This is a genomic window from Burkholderia dolosa (assembly GCF_902499135.1).
GTDB lineage: Bacteria > Pseudomonadota > Gammaproteobacteria > Burkholderiales > Burkholderiaceae > Burkholderia > Burkholderia dolosa.
This window is the reverse complement of sequence record NZ_CABVPR010000058.1, coordinates 1-19,020: the sequence shown is the minus strand read 5'-3', so window position 1 is coordinate 19,020 and position 19,020 is coordinate 1. Positions and strand designations below refer to the sequence as shown.

At 64.2% G+C, this 19,020-nt stretch carries 10 protein-coding genes and 2 pseudogenes; 6 read left to right on the top strand and 6 right to left on the bottom strand.

Going from position 1 to position 19,020, the window contains the following annotated elements; genetic code table 11:
• The first annotated feature begins 109 nt into the window (after positions 1-109).
• Positions 110-1,414: an MFS transporter gene (locus tag BUB20358_RS21935; protein WP_006763685.1), complete on the top strand. Its 1,305-nt coding sequence runs from the start codon at positions 110-112 to the stop codon at positions 1,412-1,414.
• Positions 1,415-1,677: 263 nt separating this feature from the next.
• Here the strand turns inward: BUB20358_RS21935 and BUB20358_RS21930 are convergent, their stop codons facing one another.
• From BUB20358_RS21930 to hemC, 3 genes are read right to left on the bottom strand one after another with little or no spacing between them, the layout of a single operon-like run.
• Entirely contained in the window at positions 1,678-2,865 is a 1,188-nt protein-coding gene (locus BUB20358_RS21930; protein WP_006763684.1) for a heme biosynthesis protein HemY, read from the bottom strand.
• Between the two features lie 2 nt (positions 2,866-2,867).
• A complete protein-coding gene (hemDX, locus tag BUB20358_RS21925; RefSeq protein ID WP_006763683.1) occupies positions 2,868-4,838 on the bottom strand; it encodes a fused uroporphyrinogen-III synthase HemD/membrane protein HemX in 1,971 nt (656 codons plus the stop codon).
• Positions 4,838-5,839 carry a hydroxymethylbilane synthase gene (gene hemC / locus BUB20358_RS21920; RefSeq protein ID WP_006763682.1) on the bottom strand — a complete coding sequence of 334 codons (1,002 nt, stop codon included), beginning with the start codon at positions 5,837-5,839 and terminating at the stop codon, positions 4,838-4,840. Before hemC ends, hemDX begins: the two co-directional genes overlap by 1 nt.
• Positions 5,840-6,056: 217 nt before the next feature.
• Here hemC and ppc point away from each other — a divergent pair, with 217 nt between their 5' ends.
• On the top strand, positions 6,057-9,095 hold the full coding sequence (gene ppc, locus BUB20358_RS21915; RefSeq protein WP_006763681.1) for a phosphoenolpyruvate carboxylase: 3,039 nt from the start codon (positions 6,057-6,059) through the stop codon (positions 9,093-9,095).
• Positions 9,096-9,235: 140 nt separating this feature from the next.
• Here ppc and BUB20358_RS21910 read toward each other — a convergent pair whose 3' ends face one another.
• Positions 9,236-9,988 carry a class I SAM-dependent methyltransferase gene (locus tag BUB20358_RS21910; protein WP_035971908.1) on the bottom strand — a complete coding sequence of 251 codons (753 nt, stop codon included), beginning with the start codon at positions 9,986-9,988 and terminating at the stop codon, positions 9,236-9,238.
• Positions 9,989-10,150: 162 nt separating this feature from the next.
• Here BUB20358_RS21910 and BUB20358_RS21905 point away from each other — a divergent pair, with 162 nt between their 5' ends.
• Positions 10,151-10,960, top strand: a complete 810-nt coding sequence (locus tag BUB20358_RS21905; protein ID WP_035971907.1) for a helix-turn-helix transcriptional regulator — start codon at positions 10,151-10,153, stop codon at positions 10,958-10,960.
• A gap of 595 nt (positions 10,961-11,555) precedes the next feature.
• On the opposite strand, the gene BUB20358_RS21900 is transcribed toward BUB20358_RS21905, so the two are convergent.
• Together BUB20358_RS21900 and BUB20358_RS21895 are read right to left on the bottom strand one after the other, a co-directional pair.
• Positions 11,556-14,603: a hypothetical protein gene (locus BUB20358_RS21900; protein ID WP_123806817.1), complete on the bottom strand. Its 3,048-nt coding sequence runs from the start codon at positions 14,601-14,603 to the stop codon at positions 11,556-11,558.
• A gap of 1,196 nt (positions 14,604-15,799) precedes the next feature.
• A pseudogene (locus BUB20358_RS21895) lies at positions 15,800-16,251 on the bottom strand (integrase core domain-containing protein); the annotation flags it as partial.
• Between BUB20358_RS21895 and BUB20358_RS21890 the strand changes: the two are divergent.
• The 3 genes and pseudogenes from BUB20358_RS21890 to BUB20358_RS21880 all read left to right on the top strand — a co-directional run.
• Positions 16,238-16,520 (top strand): annotated as a pseudogene (locus BUB20358_RS21890) (MmyB family transcriptional regulator); the annotation flags it as partial. The pseudogenes BUB20358_RS21895 and BUB20358_RS21890 sit on opposite strands and share 14 nt — an antisense overlap.
• Before the next feature lie 176 nt (positions 16,521-16,696).
• Positions 16,697-18,106: an argininosuccinate lyase gene (argH, locus tag BUB20358_RS21885; RefSeq protein ID WP_035971901.1), complete on the top strand. Its 1,410-nt coding sequence runs from the start codon at positions 16,697-16,699 to the stop codon at positions 18,104-18,106.
• Positions 18,107-18,200: 94 nt separating this feature from the next.
• Positions 18,201-18,884 (top strand): HAD family hydrolase, encoded by a 684-nt coding sequence (locus tag BUB20358_RS21880; protein WP_035971898.1) that lies wholly within the window; start codon positions 18,201-18,203, stop codon positions 18,882-18,884.
• Positions 18,885-19,020: the final 136 nt, after the last annotated feature.

The window sequence follows — 19,020 nt, the reverse complement described above, 5'->3', positions numbered from 1 at the left end:
CGCGCCGCATCCGGATTGCTCGGGGCGGCTCGACACCACGCACTGCTTCGCACGAAACCGCGGCCGGCATCGGGCCGGACCGCGGCCAACTACAAGGACAGGAGACAACATGGCAACATCGACGCAGTCGCTGCCCGGCTCGTCCGGCGCATTCGAGGAAGCAACCTATCGCAAGGTGTCGTGGCGGCTCACGCCGCTGCTCCTGCTGTGCTATGTGGTCGCGTATCTGGACCGCGTGAACGTCGGCTTCGCGAAGCTGCAGATGGCGGCCGACCTGAATCTCAGCGACGCCGTCTACGGGCTCGGCGCGGGGATCTTCTTCTTCGGCTATTTCCTGTTCGAGGTGCCGAGCAACATCATCCTGCACAAGGTCGGCGCGCGCGTGTGGATCGCGCGGATCATGGCGACGTGGGGCGTGATCTCGATCCTGACGATGTTCGTCACGACGCCCGCGATGTTCTACGTGATGCGCTTCCTGCTCGGTGTCGCGGAAGCCGGCTTCTTCCCCGGCGTGATCCTTTACCTGACCTACTGGTATCCCGCGCATCGGCGCGGCCGGATGACGACGTTCTTCATGACCGCCGTCGCGCTGTCCGGCGTGATCGGCGGCCCGATCTCGGGCTTCATCCTGAAGGCGTTCGACGGCGTGAGCGGCTGGCACGGCTGGCAGTGGCTGTTCCTGCTCGAAGGCATTCCGTCGGTGCTCGCCGGCGTGCTCGTGTTCTTCGCGCTCGACGACCGCATCGCGCATGCGAAGTGGCTGACCGACGACGAAAAGGCGCTGCTCGCCCGCAACGTCGACGCGGAGGAAGCGACGAAGCAGGACCTGCCGCTCGGCACCGTGATGGCGAGCCCACGCGTGTGGCTGATGGCGCTCATCTACTTCTCGTTCGTGATGGGGCTCTACGGCGTCGGCTTCTGGCTGCCGACGATCATCAAGGCGACCGGCGTGACGGACACGGTCGCGATCGGGCTGCTGTCGGCGGTGCCGTATGCGGCCGCGGTCATCGCGATGATCCTGATCGCGCGCAGCGCGGACAAGCGCCGCGAACGCCGCTGGCACCTGGCGATCCCTGCGGCGATCGGCGCGCTCGGGCTCGTGCTGTCGGTGGTCTGGGCGCACGAGACCGCGCTCGCGATGCTCGGCCTCACGCTCGCGACGATCGGCATCCTGACGACGCTGCCGCTGTTCTGGAGCCTGCCGACCGCGTTCCTCGGCGGCGCGGCGGCCGCGGCCGGCATCGCGATGATCAACTCGATCGGCAACCTCGCCGGCTTCCTGAGCCCGTACATGATGGGCTGGCTCAAGCAGGCGACCGGCGTGAACGACGCGGGCATGTACGTGCTCGCGGCGTTCCTCGTGCTCGGCGGGCTGCTCGCGCTGTCGGTGCCGAAGCGGCTCGTCGACAAATGATGCGGAGCCGGCAACGATGACGACGGACCGCGCCGAAGTGCGGGACGGAATCGTTCATGCGCCGGCCGCACGCGTGCGGGTTCGCGAGTCCAATCGACTGCTGCCGGTGTAGTTCGTCGCCAGCGACGCCAGGCGGCTGCGCCAGCTCGACGCATAAACGCCGCGGCGCTCGCGTCGCTCCAAACAAAATGCCCCGAAGGCCGTCAGGCGTTCGGGGCATTTCTACTGCGCGACGCGCGCGGCGAGCGGCAGCCGCCGCCGTCTCACACCACGACGATCGCGAGCGCGCTTTCGCGGTAGTGCTTCGCCGCCTTGTCGGTTTCGCCGAGATGCTCGAACAGCCGCGCGAGCGCGCGGTGCGTGCGCACCTTCAACGCGTCGTTGTCGGCGAGCTTCAGCGCGGCTTCGAGGAACGACTGCGCCTTGCCCCACAGCTGCTGCTGCTGGCAAAGCCGGCCGAGCGCGAACAGCAGGTCCGCGTCTTCCGGATGATCGTTCTTCCACCCTTCGGCTTTCTGGATCAGCGGCAACGCATCGGCGCCGGCCGTATCCGGATAGCGGCGCAGCAGCCGTGCATCCCAGTTGTGCGCGAGCGCGTCCTCGACGATGCGGCGCGCTTCGGTGCGGCGTTCGAGCGGCACGAGCAGTTCCGCCGCGAGATCGGCGAGACGCGGCGACTGACGCTCGGCCGGCGACAGCGACTGCCACACCTCGAGCAGCGCGTCGGCGTCGTGCCGGCGTTCGCGCAGCAGGTTCTCCGCGGCCTGCTGGCGCAGCCGCACGGCCGCAGCCGGATGCAGCGCCTCGCGCTTCTCGAGCGCCTTCGCGAGCTTCAGCACCTCGGCCCAGTTCTTCAACTGCTGCTGCGCGCGCAGCGCGACCTGCTGCGCGTGGATGCGCTTGCCGCCTGCCTGCATCTCGGCCAGCGCGGCGAGCGCGCCGTCCGCATCGCGCGCGTCCGCGCGCATGTCGGCCGTCGCGAGCAGCCGCGCGTCCTGCCATCCGGGTGCGTCGACCTTCGACAGCCAGTCGTCGCGCCGCGCGTACTCGTGCATCCGGTGCGCGGCCGTCGCCGCGACGAGACTCGCCGCGCCCTGGTTCGCATCGACCGCGAGCGCATCGCGTGCGGCCTTCTCGGCGCGCGAGAAGCGGCCCGCGTACAGATTCGCGATCGCATCGCGCAGCGACGCCTGCGCCTTCTCGTTGCGCGAACGCGCGCGGTACGCGGCGACGCGCTGCGGCATGCGCCAGATGTTGCGCACGATGCGCAGCAGCGCATACACGACGATGAACAGCACGACGATCGCGATCACGAACAGATTCAGCGACACGTCGACGCGGTACGGCGGATAGACGATCAGCACCTGCCCTGCGTCGAAGCGGCCGACGGTGGCGAGCGCCGCGGCGATCGCAAACAGGATCGCGAGCCAGACGATTCCTCGGAGCGTCATCGTTACCCCCGGCTCTTGAACTGCTGAACGGCGTTCAGGCTCGTGTTCAGGTTCGGCACCGCGACCGTCAGCGACGCGGCGTCGACCTGCCTGAGCAGATCCTCGACCGTCTGCGTGTCCTTCGATGCTTGGTCGAAATACTTGCCGAGCGCCGCCTGCGCCGCATGCAGGTCGGCCTTCATCGCACTCTCGTTGCGCGCGAGCAGCGACAGCCGCGCGGTGAGCAGCCGCAGCTTCACGTTCTCGCGCACGAAGTAGCCCTGGTCGGGAGCGGCGAGCATCGCGTCGGCGTTATCGATCCGGCGCACCTGCACGAGGCTCTTCAGCTGCTGGCCGAGGCCGGCCGAGAAGTCGTGCCACCACACCTTCCAGCGCGACTCGCCGGCCGCGGCGGACGACGCCGCATCGGCCGGCGCGGCCTTCGGCGCCGCGTGCGGCACGATCGTCTCGCCCGACAGCGGCAGCGCGTCGATCTTGCCGATCGCGTCGTCCAGCTTGATCGCGAGGCCGGTGAGGTCGGCCGACGGCGCAGCCTTCAGTTTCTCGATGTCCTGCGCGAGCGCCTTGCGCACCGTGACGGCCTGCGCGCTCTGCGACGTCGCGAGCCGCGCATCGGCATTCTGCAGCGCGATCAGCGCGAGCTGCGTGTTGCCGGTCAGCTGCAGCTGCTGGCTCGCGCTCGACAGCATCTGGTCGACTTCCTCGAGCATCCACGCGTCGCGGTTGCGCGACAGATCCTGATATTGCTGCTGCAGCGCCTGCTGCGCGCTCTGCGCATTGGCGAGCTTGCCGTCGAGCTGTGCGAGCTGCGTGTCGACCTGGTGCGTGCTCGCGAGCGCCTGCTCGGTCTTGCTCCGCGTGTCGGCAACCTGCGCGTCGAGCGCCTTCTGGCGCGCGACGAGCGCGTCGTCGAGCCGGTCGACCTTGCGGTTCAGCGCATAGCCGCCGACGCCCGCCGCGCAGCCGAGCACGACGATGACGAACCACAGCACCGCGCTGCCGCCGCGACGTGCGTTCGGCGCGGGCGCGGCATAAGGAGAACTGGACGGCGGTGCGGATGCAGCGGCCGGCTGCGAAGCGACGCTTTTGGAATCGTTGGTATCTGTCATGCGTTTAGTCACCGGTGCGGCTGTCGCCGGTTGGACGGCCTCGTCGGCCATCGTTCGAAACGCGCGGACGATGCGCTCATCGCCCGCGCCGGTCAGCGTAATCCTATCAAAACCCAATGCGCGCGCGGTCTGTTCGATCCGTGCGTGCGGCGTGACGAGCGGCGCATGCTTGAGCGCGTCGATCTCCGCGCCGTTCAGGTGGGTCCGCGCGAGTTCGTGCAGGTTGCGCACGCCTTCCGAGCTCGTGACGAGCCACGCGTGCGGCTCGCCGCCGAGCAGCGCGTGCACGCGCTCCCACGCGCCGATGCGCGGCTCCGGCACGACACGACGGTACGCGGCGACGAGCGTGATGTCCGCGCCGGCCTCGCGCAGCCGCTCGGCGAGCCATTCGCGCCCGCCGTCGCCGCGCACGATCAGCACGCGCTTGCCCGCGAGCGCCGCGGCGCCGCCGAACGCCGCTTCGATGCTCGCGAACAGGCTTTCCGAGTCGTAGCGCGGCACGCCGCCGTCGGTGGGCGCGTGCGGCGCGATCACGCGATGCGCGGGGGCCGCGATCCCGTGCCGCTCGAGCGCCGCGACGCTGCCGGGGCCGACGACGCCGATCGGCAGCGCGTTCGGCCAGATCGCGTCGTAGCGCGCGAGCGCGCGCTCGATCGCGTTCGGCGACACGAAGATCACCAGCGCGTAATCGGCGAGCGCCGCGAGCGCGGCATCGAGCGGCGCCGGATCGTCGACCGGCGCGATGTCGATCAGCGGAAATTCGAGCACGTCGCAGCCGGCTTCGGCCAGTTGCGCGGCGAGCCCGGCAGACTGGCCGTCCGGGCGCGTCAGGACGGCGGTAAACGCACGCGCGCCGCCCGCCATCAGGCGTCGCCCTTGCCGGCCTGCGAACCGGCGAGCAATGCGTGCACGATGTCGAGCGCACCCTGCGCTTCGAGTTCGTCGGACACCGCGCGGCCGAGCGCGAGCGCATCGGCGACGCTGATCACCGCCGCACATGCGTCGGCGGTGAGCACGCGCGTGCCGTCCGTCGTCGACACGCGGCCGGTCAGGTACAGCTCGCCCGCGCGCCACACCGCATGCGCGGCGAGCGGCACCTCGCAGCTGCCGCCGAGCGCACGCGACACCATCCGCTCGGCTTCGACCGCGAGCGCGGTCTGCGGATCGTGCAGCGGCGCGAGCCACGCGGCGACGTCGGTGCGATGCGATGCGATCTCGATACCGAGCGCGCCCTGCCCGGCCGCGGGCGGACTGTCGTCGACAGCGAGCAGCGCGCGGATCCGCGCTTCGAGACCGAGACGCTTGAGCCCCGCGGCCGCGAGAATGATCGCCGCGTAGTCGCCGCGGTCGAGCTTCGCGAGACGCGTGTCGAGATTGCCGCGCAGCGGCAGCACGTTCAGATGCGGATAGCGCGCGCGCAGCATCGCTTCGCGGCGCAGGCTCGACGTGCCGACGACCGCACCGGCCGGCAGCGCGTCGAGCGACGCGTAGTCGTTCGACACGAATGCGTCGCGCGGGTCTTCGCGCGTCATGATCGCCGCGAGCGAGAAGCCGTCGGGCAGCGCCATCGGCACGTCCTTCAGCGAGTGCACCGCGAGATCGGCGCGGCCGTCGGCGAGCGCGTTCTCGAGTTCCTTCACGAACAGACCCTTGCCGCCGACCTTCGACAGCGTGCGATCGAGAATCTGGTCGCCACGCGTCGTCATCCCGAGGATTTTCACGTCGCAAGCTGGATATAATTTGCGCAGCGCATCACGCACATGTTCGGCTTGCCACATCGCCAGGCGGCTCTCGCGCGAAGCAATCGTCAGCGTCGCGGGCGGCTGCGTCTGTCGCGGCCCGACCGAAAGGGTCTCGGAATTCATTGCAGGAACATCGAAGGACGGGATGGAAGATCGAACAATGGTAGCACGCAGGCTTCGGCCCGCCCGGGCCCGGCGCCTGCGCCCGAGCCGCGCCCGCGCGGCCCGCGGCGCCGATGCGCCGACGTGCCGCACGTAGCTGGTTGCTTGACCGCAGTACCTGCAGTTTCCGCAGTTCCCGCAGTTCCTTTTGACTCGAGCTTTCCCAAGGAAACCCATCGTGAAGTCTTCCGGATCGGCGCGTACGGCGCGCCGCAATGCTGCCCTGCCTCCCTCCGACGCCCAGACGGGCACCGTCGCCGCCGCCGCGAACGGCCGTGCGAAACCGGCAAACCAACCGGCAACGAAACCGAAAGACCCGATACGTCCGACGAAACGAACGGCAACCGCGGCCGGCACCGCCGTGCGCGCCGCCGCCCGCACGGCCGCCGCGCCGAAGTCCGGCGCGCGCACGCGCGAAGACAAGGATCGCCCGCTGTTCGAGGACATCCGCTTCCTCGGCCGCCTGCTCGGCGACGTCGTGCGCGAGCAGGAAGGCGACACGGTGTTCGACGTCGTCGAGACGATCCGCCAGACCGCGGTGAAGTTTCGCCGCGAGGACGACAACGAAGCCGCGCAGACGCTCGAGAAGAAGCTGCGCAAGCTGACGCCCGAGCAGACGGTGAGCGTCGTGCGCGCGTTCAGCTATTTCTCGCACCTCGCGAACATCGCGGAAGACCGCCACCACAACCGCCGCCGCCGCATCCACGCACTGGCCGGCTCCGCGCCGCAGCCGGGCACGGTCGCGTACGCGCTCGAGCAGCTGAAGACGACCGGCAACGCATCGAAGCGGCTGCTGCAGCGCTTCTTCGACGATGCGCTGATCGTCCCCGTGCTGACCGCGCATCCGACCGAAGTGCAGCGCAAGAGCATCCTCGACGCGCAGCACGACATCGCGCGGCTCCTCGCCGAGCGCGACCAGCCGCTGACCGCGCGCGAACGCGCGCACAACGAGGCGATGCTGCGCGCGCGCGTGACCGCGCTGTGGCAGACGCGCATGCTGCGCGACGCGCGGCTGACGGTCGGCGACGAGATCGAGAACGCGCTGTCGTACTACCGCGCGACGTTCCTCGACGAACTGCCCGCGCTGTACGGCGACATCGAAGCCGCGCTCGCCGAGCACGGGCTGCCCGCGCGCGTGCCCGCGTTCTTCCAGATGGGCAGCTGGATCGGCGGCGATCGCGACGGCAACCCGAACGTGACGGCCGCGACGCTCGACGAAGCGATCAACCGCCAGGCCGCCGTGATCCTCGAGCACTATCTGGAACAGGTGCACAAGCTCGGCGCCGAACTGTCGGTGTCGAACCTGCTGGTCGGCGCAAGCGACGCGGTGAAGGCGCTCGCGGCGGCGTCGCCCGACCAGTCGCCGCATCGCGTCGACGAGCCGTACCGCCGCGCGCTGATCGGCATCTACACGCGGCTCGCGGCAAGCGCGCGCGTGCGGCTCGGCGAAGGCACGGTGCCGGTGCGCAGCGCGGGGCGCGGCGCGCCGCCCGTGCGCGCGACGCCGTATGCGGATGCCGACGAGTTCGTCGCCGACCTGAAGGTGCTGACCGCGTCGCTCGACGAACACCACGGCGCGTCGCTCGCCGCGCCGCGCCTCGCGCCGCTCGTGCGCGCGGCCGAAGTATTCGGCTTCCATCTCGCGAGCATCGACCTGCGCCAGAGCTCGGACGTCCACGAAGCCGTCGTCGCGGAGCTGTTCGCGCGCGCGGGCGTCGAAGCGAATTACGCGGCGCTCGCCGAGGAAGACAAGCTGCGCGTGCTGCTCGCGGCGCTCGCCGATCCGCGCCCGCTGCGTTCGCCGTATCTCGAGTATTCGGCGCTCGCCCAAAGCGAGCTCGGCGTGTTCGAGAAAGCGCGCGACGTGCGTGCGCAATTCGGCGCGCGCGCGGTGCGCAACTACATCATTTCGCATACGGAAACCGTCAGCGACCTCGTCGAAGTGCTGCTGCTGCAGAAGGAGACGGGGCTGCTCGAAGGCACGCTCGGCACGCCGGGCAGCCACGCGAAGAACGCGCTGATGGTGATCCCGCTGTTCGAGACGATCCCCGATCTGCGCGACGCGTCGCGGATCATGCGCGAATACTTCGCGCTGCCGGGCGTCGACACGCTGATCGCGCACCAGGGCGCCGAACAGGAAGTGATGCTCGGCTATTCGGACAGCAACAAGGACGGCGGCTTCCTCACGTCGAACTGGGAGCTGTACCGCGCGGAGCTCGCGCTCGTCGACCTGTTCCGCGAGCGCAAGATCACGCTGCGGCTGTTCCACGGCCGGGGCGGCACGGTCGGCCGCGGCGGCGGCCCGACCTATCAGGCGATCCTGTCGCAGCCGCCGGGCACCGTGAACGGCCAGATCCGGCTGACCGAACAGGGCGAAGTGATCGCGAGCAAGTTCGCGAACCCGGAGATCGGCCGGCGCAACCTCGAAACGGTGGTCGCCGCGACGCTCGAAGCGTCGCTGCTGCTGCAGTCGAACGCGCCCGCGCAGCTGCCCGCGTTCGAAGCCGCGATGCAGACGCTGTCCGACGCGGCGATGGCCGCGTATCGTGCGCTCGTCTACGAGACGCCGGGCTTCACCGACTACTTCTTCTCGTCGACGCCGATCACCGAGATCGCCGAGCTGAACATCGGCAGCCGCCCTGCGTCGCGCAAGCTGCAGGATCCGAAGAACCGGCGCATCGAAGACCTGCGCGCGATTCCGTGGGGCTTCTCGTGGGGCCAGTGCCGGCTGCTGCTGACCGGCTGGTACGGTTTCGGCAGTGCGGTCAGCGCGTATCTCGACGGCGCGCATGACGAGGCCGAGCGCACCAAGCGCCTCGCGCTGCTGAAGAAGATGAACAAGACCTGGCCGTTCTTCTCGAACCTGCTGTCGAACATGGACATGGTGCTCGCGAAGACCGATCTCGCGGTCGCATCGCGCTATGCGCAGCTCGTCGCCGATCGCAAGCTGCGCAAGCACGTGTTCGAGCGGATCGTCGCCGAATGGGAGCGCACGTCGCGCGCGCTCGCCGAAATCACCGGGCACGACACGCGGCTCGCGACGAACCCGCTGCTCGCGCGCTCGATCAAGAACCGCTTCCCGTATCTCGATCCGCTGAACCATCTGCAGGTCGAGCTGATCAAGCGTCACCGCGCGGGCGACACGAACGCGCGACTGCGCCGCGGGATCCATCTGACGATCAACGGGATCGCGGCCGGCCTGCGCAACACCGGCTGATCCGCGCAAACGCGCGGCCCGCTTCGCCGCGCGTTTGCCGACGTCGCATCCGCCGCGATACGCGTTCGTGCGTATCGCGGCTTTTTTACGCGCGGTGTACGACGGGCGAAGCCGGCGCGATCCGATGGCGCCGGCCGCGCTCAATGCGCATCGATCAGCAGCGCATCGTGTTCGAACGAACCGTCCGGCTGCACCGCGTAGTAGCTGCGCACCTCGTCGGGCGCGTGCGCCCACAGCGCGCGGATGCCGGCGACGCTGTCGGCCGGCGTCCGGATCCGCGCGACCCACGTGTCGAAGTCGATCTGCAGCCGCCAGCGGCGCTGCACGTGCGCATCGAAACCGGCGTCGCGGAACATCGCGAGCCATTCGTCGGCGCGATAGTTGCGCACGTGCGATGCGTCGCGCAGCACCTCGGCCGCTTGAAGATACGTGTCGAGCAACGGATGGTCGTTGCCGGCGATGTCGATCATCAGCACGCGTCCGCCCGGCTTCAGCACGCGGCGCACTTCGGCCAGCGCCGCGCGCACGTCGTGCCAGTGATGCGCGCTCATCCGGCTGATCACGTAGTCGAACGTCGCCGCATCGAACGGCAGCCGCTCGGCCGGACCCTGCTGCGTGCGGACGTTCGCGAGCCCGCGCTCGCGCGCGGCGGCGTCGACGGTCGCGAGCATCGGCGCGGCCAGATCGTACGCGACCACATCGCGCACGTGCGGCGCGACCGCGAAGCTCGCATGACCGGCGCCGCAGCCGAGATCGAGCACGGCGGCGGCGGGCGTCGCGTGCACGGCGTCGGCCAGCGCCTGCAGATCGGCACCCGTCGCGTGGACCGTGCTCGTCAGGTAGGCGGCGGCTGTCGTGCCGAATGCGTCGGCGACCTGGTCGTGATGTTTCATCGTTGGCTCCTTCCCTGGGTGGGGCGCTCGCTGCCTGCCAGCGCGCGAATCGCTACAATAGGGCCGCGCTTGTACCAGTACAAGTTAAGCAGTTATTCTGGTATTTGTTACACCTGCCTGATCCTTGTCGCGCCTCCGGTGCCCCTTTTCAGCCGTTTCCGCATGAACCAGCCGTCCTCCGCCCCTACCCCGCCCCTCGATGCGACGCCCGCCCGCGCACTCGGCGAATTCATCCGGGCGCACCGCGAACGGCTGTCGCCGCAGGCCGTCGGCCTGCCGCCCGGCCCGCGCCGCCGCACGCCGGGGCTGCGGCGCGAGGAAGTCGCGCAGCTGTGCGGCGTCAGCCCAACCTGGTACACGTGGATCGAACAGGGCCGCCCGGTGTCGGCGTCGGCCGATGCGCTCGCCCGGATCGCCGTCGCGCTGCAGTTGTCGAAGGCCGAACGCGCTTATCTGTTCGAACTGGCCGCGCAGCGCGATCCGGCCGAGCCCGACGTCGCTGCCGGCGACCTGCCGCCGACGCTCGCGGCGACCGTCGCCACGATCGCCATGCCCGCGTACGTGCTCGACCGGCAATGGAACGCGCTCGCATGGAACGCGCCGGCCGCCGCGCTGTTCACGGGCTGGCTCGACGGCGAGCACGACCGCAACCTGCTGCGCTTCACGTTCATGGCACCGGCCGCGCGCACGCTGATCGTCGACTGGGAAACCCGCGCGCGCCGGCTCGCGGCCGAATTCCGCGCCGACTCGATCCGCCACCTCGCCGACGCGCCGACCCGCGCGCTGATCGACGCGCTGATGGCCGGCAGCGATGCCTTCGCGCAGTATTGGGCATCGCAGGACGTGTTCGAGCGCGAAGGCGGCCTGCGCGAATTCGACCATCCGGCCGACGGCCGCCTCGTGTATCAGCAGATCACTTTGAAGCCTGCGCATCGGGAAGATCTCAAGCTCGTCGTGCTCGTGCGGGGATGAACGCCTCCGCTGCTTCAGCTTGCTTCGGCTCCCGCACTTCGCTCTCTTTGTCCGCTTCCTTCTACCCTGAAAAACTCGCGCTGAACCTTCAACCTCGTATTTCCGGCATCGAACGCTCCGCTCGTCATTGGCTCCATGGCTCCCGTGTCAACGCTTTGCTAACCTGCTCACGGTTGTCCACGCGCGGCTCGAGGCTGATGTGACTCGCTATGTCCTTCATCGCAGTGGACTTTCACCACCGCACCTTGTCGACTCTCCTGGCGCACCCGGTACGGGTTCTCCGGGTCTTGCCACATCATGCTTTCATCCGACGGGTGAAAGGCACGCGGTAAGTACGGCAGTCCTGCGATCACGCGCGCCCACATCGCCGCCCGCTTAGATGCGAGACGGCGCTCACACCCATTGCACTAAGGAATGCTTCAAGTTGAACTGCTTGTACAGTGTTGGCGGACAAAATCTCCGTCTGGCACCCGCGTCTTCGGATCCACCCGAACTCCGTCAGGATTTGCAGGAATCACTCGTCAGGAGGCCCTCGACTTGCAATTCCTACAACGCCACTCCTCCCACCAAGCGTTACTGCACAAGCGTTGGCGAATTATTCAGAGCCGACTGGTTGTGCTTTATGCTTCCGACCGAGCTTTTCTGGGGACGATTCCAGCGCGGCAAGCGCCAATCTCAAAATCCCAACTTCGGCGTCGCCAACTTCTGCGGCAGTTGATTTAGCGCTGTGGATTTCAGCCCCCTCAACCTCCGCCCGCCTCCTAACTCGATTATCCGATGCATATCCCCTACTTGTGGCAACATCCGTTATGTAAATCGCAACGTTATCCGCATTACGCATCATAATATTAGCCCTCAACATATTATCCGCCTTAATGGAATTCAGCGCCATATCACGCGACACCGAATCGATGCCCTGCACTTCACCGATTTTCACCATGAATTCGCGAACAAATTCATTATTCATAATTTCACCACTTTCTACAGCCGCATCGAATTTATTCTTCATTTCCAACGCGTTAGGACGACGAGGGCCAGCCATTCCTCTTGGCGGTGTCCAGTTCGCATAATAGAAATCCTCCGTCTGAATCGATGTATGTGATGCCTCGTGAAGTATGACTTGCCCCACAGGCGCTACCGATTCATGAGGTGAACCGAGAGGAGGAGCTGGCTGCAAACGATCGCCGATCAAATATATACGATGCTCCGGATCCCTTACTATGGTAAACGCCGTCGGCACCTTCTTCAATTGAACATCACTCAATGGACTCTTATATGCAAGCGCATCAACTTTAATCTGCGGCGCACAAGCAATGACAAAATTATTATATCCATCACTCGCAGCGTCACGCATATAATCCCTAATCGCCACAGTTGCCGTATGCAACTCCCGATACGCAGCACTAACAACATTAGGATCCCGCACTCCTAAAGCGCCAGCCAAATAATCCTGCACCCACTGAACCTCCCCCTCATACTCCTCCCCCCCCAATCTCCTCAGCGCCTCCTCAGCATGATTCAACGCCCCCTGGGCATGAAGTTCATATTCCCTTTTCATATTAACTACATACGTCGGATCCCGCACCGCGTCAACGCTCAATCCTCGATAAGTTTGGTATTCATGCCCTTCCAAATATTCTCCCAACAAACCATCCACAACCTCATTCACACGATTTTCACTCAAGTTACTTTCGAGAATTTCAGGGTCAATAAATTCATTAATTTTATTTAATTTCCGCACACCAGCACTTCCACCGGCATCCATACGGGAAGATTGCGCACCTTGAGGATTCATATATCTAACATCTGCTTCACCTCGCACACCGCCAGACTCTCCAACCGAATGAAACTCACCACCCTTAAACTCAATATATTTTTTACTACCATCGCCCATTGTAATAAACGGGAGATCCTCCGACCCATCAACCTTCAAATATTTACCCTTCACTTTAATATATTTACCCCCGCCCTCGTCAACTCTTAATCCCATATGATCAGGAGCAGACAACATCTCCGCATTTACATTCTCAGCAAGCATATCTGCAGCAACCTGCTGCTCGAGAAATTCGGAAACATGAATCGATGTTTCACTCTCAAACAACCAACGCTCCCCGTCCCACTCGATCGGATAGCCTTGCGCATCTGGATTTTTTACATCGTACGCCTCGTACAAGGCCCCGCGAACTTTATGCTGAGTGTTTCTTACCGGAATATACTCCCCCCCCATTTCGATAAATTTCCCCTGAATGCTTCCAGCCTGAACATCAATCAGCTCTCCGGACCCATAATAAGACGGATTATTATTCGGCAGAATGTAGTAAGCATCCAATCGTACATCTCCATTAACTTTTATTTTATCTATGATTTTTTGCTGCTCATCACTAAACACCCGACGCTCATTACGAGTACTCATATGCCACACCCTAGACAAGGGCTCCATATAAACAGGAACGTATTCCGTAATACCAGACTTCTTCGGCAGAACGATTTCATACTTCCCCGCACCATTCTGATTAAGCTCATAGTACTCACCATACAGCTCTATTTGCCTTTTCCCTGCCTCAATTCGAACATTGAGCCCCGTTGAATCCAAACTGTCAGCATAACGCCAGGTAAGATCATTCTCATCGACAATGACCCTCCTTTCCAGCAATTTCGGATTCACAGCATCAGGATGATACGTAACGAATTCACCTGCTCTTTCCGTAGGCCTAATATAAACTTCACGACCGCCATCATCTATTGAACCTTCCCCCTGCTTCAGCTTCAGCAGAAGCTCCCTTCTTATACCAGAGTGCGGGTCGCGAGTATAAAAAGCCGCATCTTTCCGTGTTGGCAAAACATTACGGAACTCGGTAAACCTTGGCTTTCCCGAGGCCCCGCGTGAGGTGTACGGTAGCCCATCGATATCAGCCGCGGTCACCACTTGCGCAACAAGCAACCTGCTATATCTTTCAGCACATATTCCATCGCCTTTATTTTTATAATATTCATGACGCTTGCTGGAGGCAACCATTCCTCCGATTGCCGGAGTCAGCCCGAATGTTATAATCGCAGCAACCCACCATAGTCCATCGGCAACGCCACGAGCCTCGGGCGAAGGACCTCCGTCCGTATTATCGTAAATAAATCTGAACGGATGGTCCGCGCGCTGCGCCTGAAACAAAAGCACCTTCCCTTGATTCTCACCTTGGGCATTCAGCACCTCCTCTTCAAATGCGCAGTGTTTTGTTATATGATCTTCGATCGCTTTATTGCGAGCAGATTCCGACGTCCGTTTGATAGGCTGAGCTTCATTATCCAGACGAGCGACGAGCATTGGCATCTCAGCAGCCTCGACCCGCATTTTGGATTTAAGGGCTTCTCCTTCGGCTTCGGTCAATTGCCCATCGGACACCAGATATTTTACCAGACTGGAAATCAGCTCCTCCTTCGCTTGCACACCTGAAACAATATAACTATCGCTGTCCATATGCCTGACGATACCACTGTCACTACGAGACGACGGCGCGGCGTAAGCACCCGGTATCAGGGGCAAGGGATCATGTGCGATAAAAGAGGCTGTCGCTGCAACAGCAGACTGGCTAACAGCAGAGACAAAATCCGAGATAGCATAAAGTGGGTTGTTGCCGCTCCTGGACAATGATCCCTCCTCGGCTGAAGGTGGTATTGGCCCTTCTATGCGGGCCTGGGAGCAAAGACACATTATCTGCAAGGCAGTGGAAACTGGATTTCGCCGGAAAGCGTTCGTCCCGTTCAGTCTTTTTGAGGTGTTTAGAACCCGATCAGCCTCAAACATAATATTACGCCCCCCATTCCGAACCTCCAAGATTTCCGAGATGCTCGAGCCTTTTTTAATTCTTGCTGATCCAGACGCCCCTCCCTCATGCCTCGAATAAATATTATTTTGATGACTTCCAATTGACGACCTGTACTGACATGGCGATATCGGCATATTTTACCCCCACAAAATATTAACAAGAAACAATAGACTCGCCCACTCACCCCCCCCTGAGCGACTATTTACCCCTCATACCCAGAAATATCCGAAAATCGTTGATCCTGACACTAGAAAACACGCTAGAAAATCATCGATCAATTACTGTCCGGTTTCACGCATACGACACAGTTATTTTTCCTGTTTGTCGTAAATTCAAGCCTTCCTCCTCATGGCTAATTTTTATACCTTCCCGAATATGCAAACGCACCCCTGCCCCACCAACTCCACAAAAAACTTGTCGCACGCAGCCGAACCCCGAAGAGACGGATTTTCTGTAAGTTAAGAGTGCGGATCGCGCGATCTGATCGATAAAAACCATAGCCTGATGCTAACGTTGGCAGAAATTCACTATTGTTGAGAGTATCGGATAGATGAACAGAAAAACGTGCATCGTCTTTAAGCCGAAATAGTCTGGCACTGCAATGCAACACACGCCGAATCGGCAGTTCTCGGAAAAACCAGCACCAGGAGTCATAGCTTTATGCATGACCCATGTCCTATCGTAGTGGGTCGGCGACAGCACGTATTAGATCGAAGTCGTGCAAAATAGTCTTGACGCCCGCCTCGCCATCGCCCTTGCGACCGCGGATCAATCACTTCTTTTAAATCGTTGAATGCAAGTGGCTTGCAATGCTCACTCTCCCGCGCTGCAATATGCATAACGGCATGAGATAGTCCAGCGAAAAATCTATCGATCCAAATGATGCGACCATATCAGAACATTCGTTCACTGACTTTCAGAATTCAATCTTCGCGGAACCAGTTTGGAAATTACGTATGCCGCAGATGCCGGTGGAGTCGATTCTTTAATCCCGGACACAACGTCACACCAAGGTTGCCTAAGTCATTGAACGCCGGGACTCGCGAGGAGAGCGGTATTTCAGCACGCTATGAGGATGCCTCTCGTTGTAATGCTCGAACGCGATGGCCAAGTTGCGTGCTGCAGTCGCTGCGTCGCACTTCGGCATGAAGACGACGTAATCGCGTTTCATTGTCGTCACGAAGGTCGCGGCCATCCCGTTATACATTGGGGGCTGCACACCGGCGTGTTCAATGACTTCAGGCCGATGGCCACTGGAACCTGCGCGTGTCGTCGGCGGTGTAGTCCGCCGCGTTGTCGTTCAGCCGCACGATTTCGGACGGGGCATGCAGTTCGTTGCCAAACCCATTTTCCACTGCCGCAAGCGTCAACGTCGCGCGCGATGTCGCCGCCGTGGCCCGCCGTCGTAGTCGCCCAAATCGTCGCTTCGCGGTCACGGAAGTCGAACGTGAACGCCACACGCAACGGTTCCGCCGCCGCAATCGCGACACCGGCCTACGTGCTCGACCGGCAATGGAACGCGCCGACCCTGCGCACGCAGGTGGTCGACTGGGAGACGCGCGCTGACGGCCGGCAGTGACGCGTTCGCGCAGTACCGGGCATCGCAGGACGTATTCGAGCGCGAGGGCGGCCGACGCGAATTCGATCATCCGGCCGACGGCCGTCTCGTCTACCAGCAGATCACGTTAAAACCTGCGCATCGGGAAGATCTCAAGCTCGTCGTGCTCGTGCGCGATTGAGCGTGCCGCGCCCGGTGTGTGCGCACCGGCTTCGCGCACCGCCGCGAAAGGCCGCCGCGCGGGTCGTCGCACAGGCCCCGAACGGCCGCGCCGGGCGGCGGCGCTGCGCGCGAATGCTAGAATTGCAAGATTCCCTCGGCGGCGCACGCCGCCCAACTCCCCTTCGAAGAATCGCCATGACGTCCCAACTGCACAAAAAGGGCGAGGCCTGGTCGGCCCGCTTCTCCGAACCGATGTCGGAGCTGGTCAAGCGCTACACGTCGTCGGTGTTTTTCGACAAGCGTCTCGCGCTCGTCGACATCGCCGGCTCGCTCGCGCACGCGAGCATGCTCGCCGCGCAAAAGATCATCAGCGCCGACGATCTCGCGGCGATCGAACGCGGGATGGCGCAGATCAAGGGCGAGATCGAGCGCGGCGAATTCGAATGGCAGCTCGATCTCGAGGACGTCCACCTGAACATCGAGGCACGCCTGACCGCGCTGATCGGCGACGCCGGCAAGCGGCTGCACACGGGCCGCTCGCGCAACGACCAGGTCGCGACCGACATCCGCCTGTGGCTGCGCGGCGAGATCGACCGCATCGGCGGGCTGCTGAACGATCTGCGCGGCGCGCTGATCGACCTCGCGGAAAAGAACGCGGACACGATCATGCCGGGCTTCACGCATCTGCAGGTCGCGCAGCCGGTCACGTTCGGCCACCACCTGCTCGCGTACGTCGAGATGTTCTCGCGCGACGCCGAGCGCATGCGCGACTGCCGCACGCGCGTGAACCGCCTGCCGCTCGGCGCGGCCGCGCTCGCGGGCACGAGCTATCCGATCGATCGCCACGCGGTCGCGAAGACGCTCGGCTTCGACGGCATCTGCGCGAACTCGCTCGACGCGGTGTCGGACCGCGACTTCGCGATCGAATTCACCGCCGCGGCCGCGCTCGTGATGACGCACGTGTCGCGCTTGTCGGAAGAACTCGTGCTGTGGATGAGCCCGCGCGTCGGCTTCATCGACATCGCGGACCGCTTCTGCACCGGCAGCTCGATCATGCCGCAGAAGAAGAACCCGGACGTGCCCGAACTCGCGCGCGGCAAGACCGGCCGCGTGAACGGCCACCTGATCGCGCTGCTCACGCTGATGAAGGGCCAGCCGCTCGCGTACAACAAGGACAACCAGGAAGACAAGGAGCCGCTGTTCGACACGGTCGACACCGTCGCGGACACGCTGCGCATCTTCGCGGAGATGGTCGCCGGCATCACGGTGAAGCCGGACGCGATGCGCGCGGCCGCGCTGCAGGGCTTCTCGACGGCGACCGATCTCGCCGACTACCTGGTCAAGCGCGGACTGCCGTTCCGCGACGCGCACGAAGCCGTCGCGCATGCGGTGCGGATCTGCGACGAACGCGCGATCGACCTCGCGGACCTGACGCTCGACGAGATGAAGCGCGAGCTGCCGAACGTCGCGCATCTGATCGGCGACGACGTGTTCGACTATCTGACGCTCGAAGGCTCGGTCGCGAGCCGCAACCATCCGGGTGGTACCGCGCCCGACCAGGTGCGTGCGGCGGCCAAGGCCGCGCGCGCGGCACTCGGCCGCTGAGCGCGGCGTCGCCGCCGGACGCCGCGGCGTCCGCTGTCCGTGCCGGGCGGCCGTCGCGCCGCCCGCGCCCTTTCTGCCTTCCCGATTTCCGCCGATGACCTTCTCCGCCGCGCTCTTCGACATGGACGGCCTGCTCGTCGATTCCGAGCGGACCATCATGAACACGTGGATCGACGTGTCGAACGCGCACGGCGTCGCGCTGACCGCCGTCGACTATCTGCAGATCGTCGGCCGCTCGTTCGCCGAAGGTCAGGTGATCCTCGCGCGGCTGATCGGCGACGCCGACACGTTCGACGCGGTCCGCATGCGCGTGCGCGAACGGCTTGCCGCGCCGGACCCGCATCCGAAGTTTCCGCTGAAGCCCGGCGCACTCGCGCTGCTCGACGCGCTCGCGCAGGCCGGCATTCCGTGCGCGGTCGCGTCGTCGTCCGCGTGCGACGTGATCCGCGCGCGCCTCGATGCGGTCGGCGTGCTGCCGTTCTTCCGCGCGATCGCGGGCGGCGACGAAGTCGCGCGCGGCAAGCCCGACCCGGCCGTCTACCGGCTCGCGGCCGAGCGGCTCGGCGTGCCGCCGCACGCGTGCGTCGCGTTCGAGGACAGCGACTTCGGTGCGCAGTCGGCCGCCGGCGCCGGCGCGTCGGTCGTCACCGTGCCCGACCTGAAGGCGCCGACGCCCGAGATCGTCGCGCTGAGCCTGCACGTGCTCGCATCGCTCGACGACGCGGTCGCGCTCGTGCCGTCGTGGTTCGGCCGCCGCGACCTGCAGCAGCCTGCGTAACCGCCGCGGCGCGGGCACGATCGGAGCCCGCACCTCCGAATGCAAAACGGGCACCCTCAGTGAACTGAACCCCAAGAGTTGGACATAGATCCGACCCTTGGGGTTTTTTCATGACGAAATACGACGAGCGGTTCAA

Coding starts and splice junctions, on each gene's coding strand:
- BUB20358_RS21935 (WP_006763685.1), top strand. CDS start 110: ATGGCAACATCGACGCAGTCGCTGCCCGGCTCGTCCGGCGCATTCGAG.
- BUB20358_RS21930 (WP_006763684.1), bottom strand. CDS start 2,865: ATGACGCTCCGAGGAATCGTCTGGCTCGCGATCCTGTTTGCGATCGCC.
- hemDX (WP_006763683.1), bottom strand. CDS start 4,838: ATGGCGGGCGGCGCGCGTGCGTTTACCGCCGTCCTGACGCGCCCGGAC.
- hemC (WP_006763682.1), bottom strand. CDS start 5,839: ATGAATTCCGAGACCCTTTCGGTCGGGCCGCGACAGACGCAGCCGCCC.
- BUB20358_RS21910 (WP_035971908.1), bottom strand. CDS start 9,988: ATGAAACATCACGACCAGGTCGCCGACGCATTCGGCACGACAGCCGCC.
- BUB20358_RS21905 (WP_035971907.1), top strand. CDS start 10,151: ATGAACCAGCCGTCCTCCGCCCCTACCCCGCCCCTCGATGCGACGCCC.
- argH (WP_035971901.1), top strand. CDS start 16,697: ATGACGTCCCAACTGCACAAAAAGGGCGAGGCCTGGTCGGCCCGCTTC.
- BUB20358_RS21880 (WP_035971898.1), top strand. CDS start 18,201: ATGACCTTCTCCGCCGCGCTCTTCGACATGGACGGCCTGCTCGTCGAT.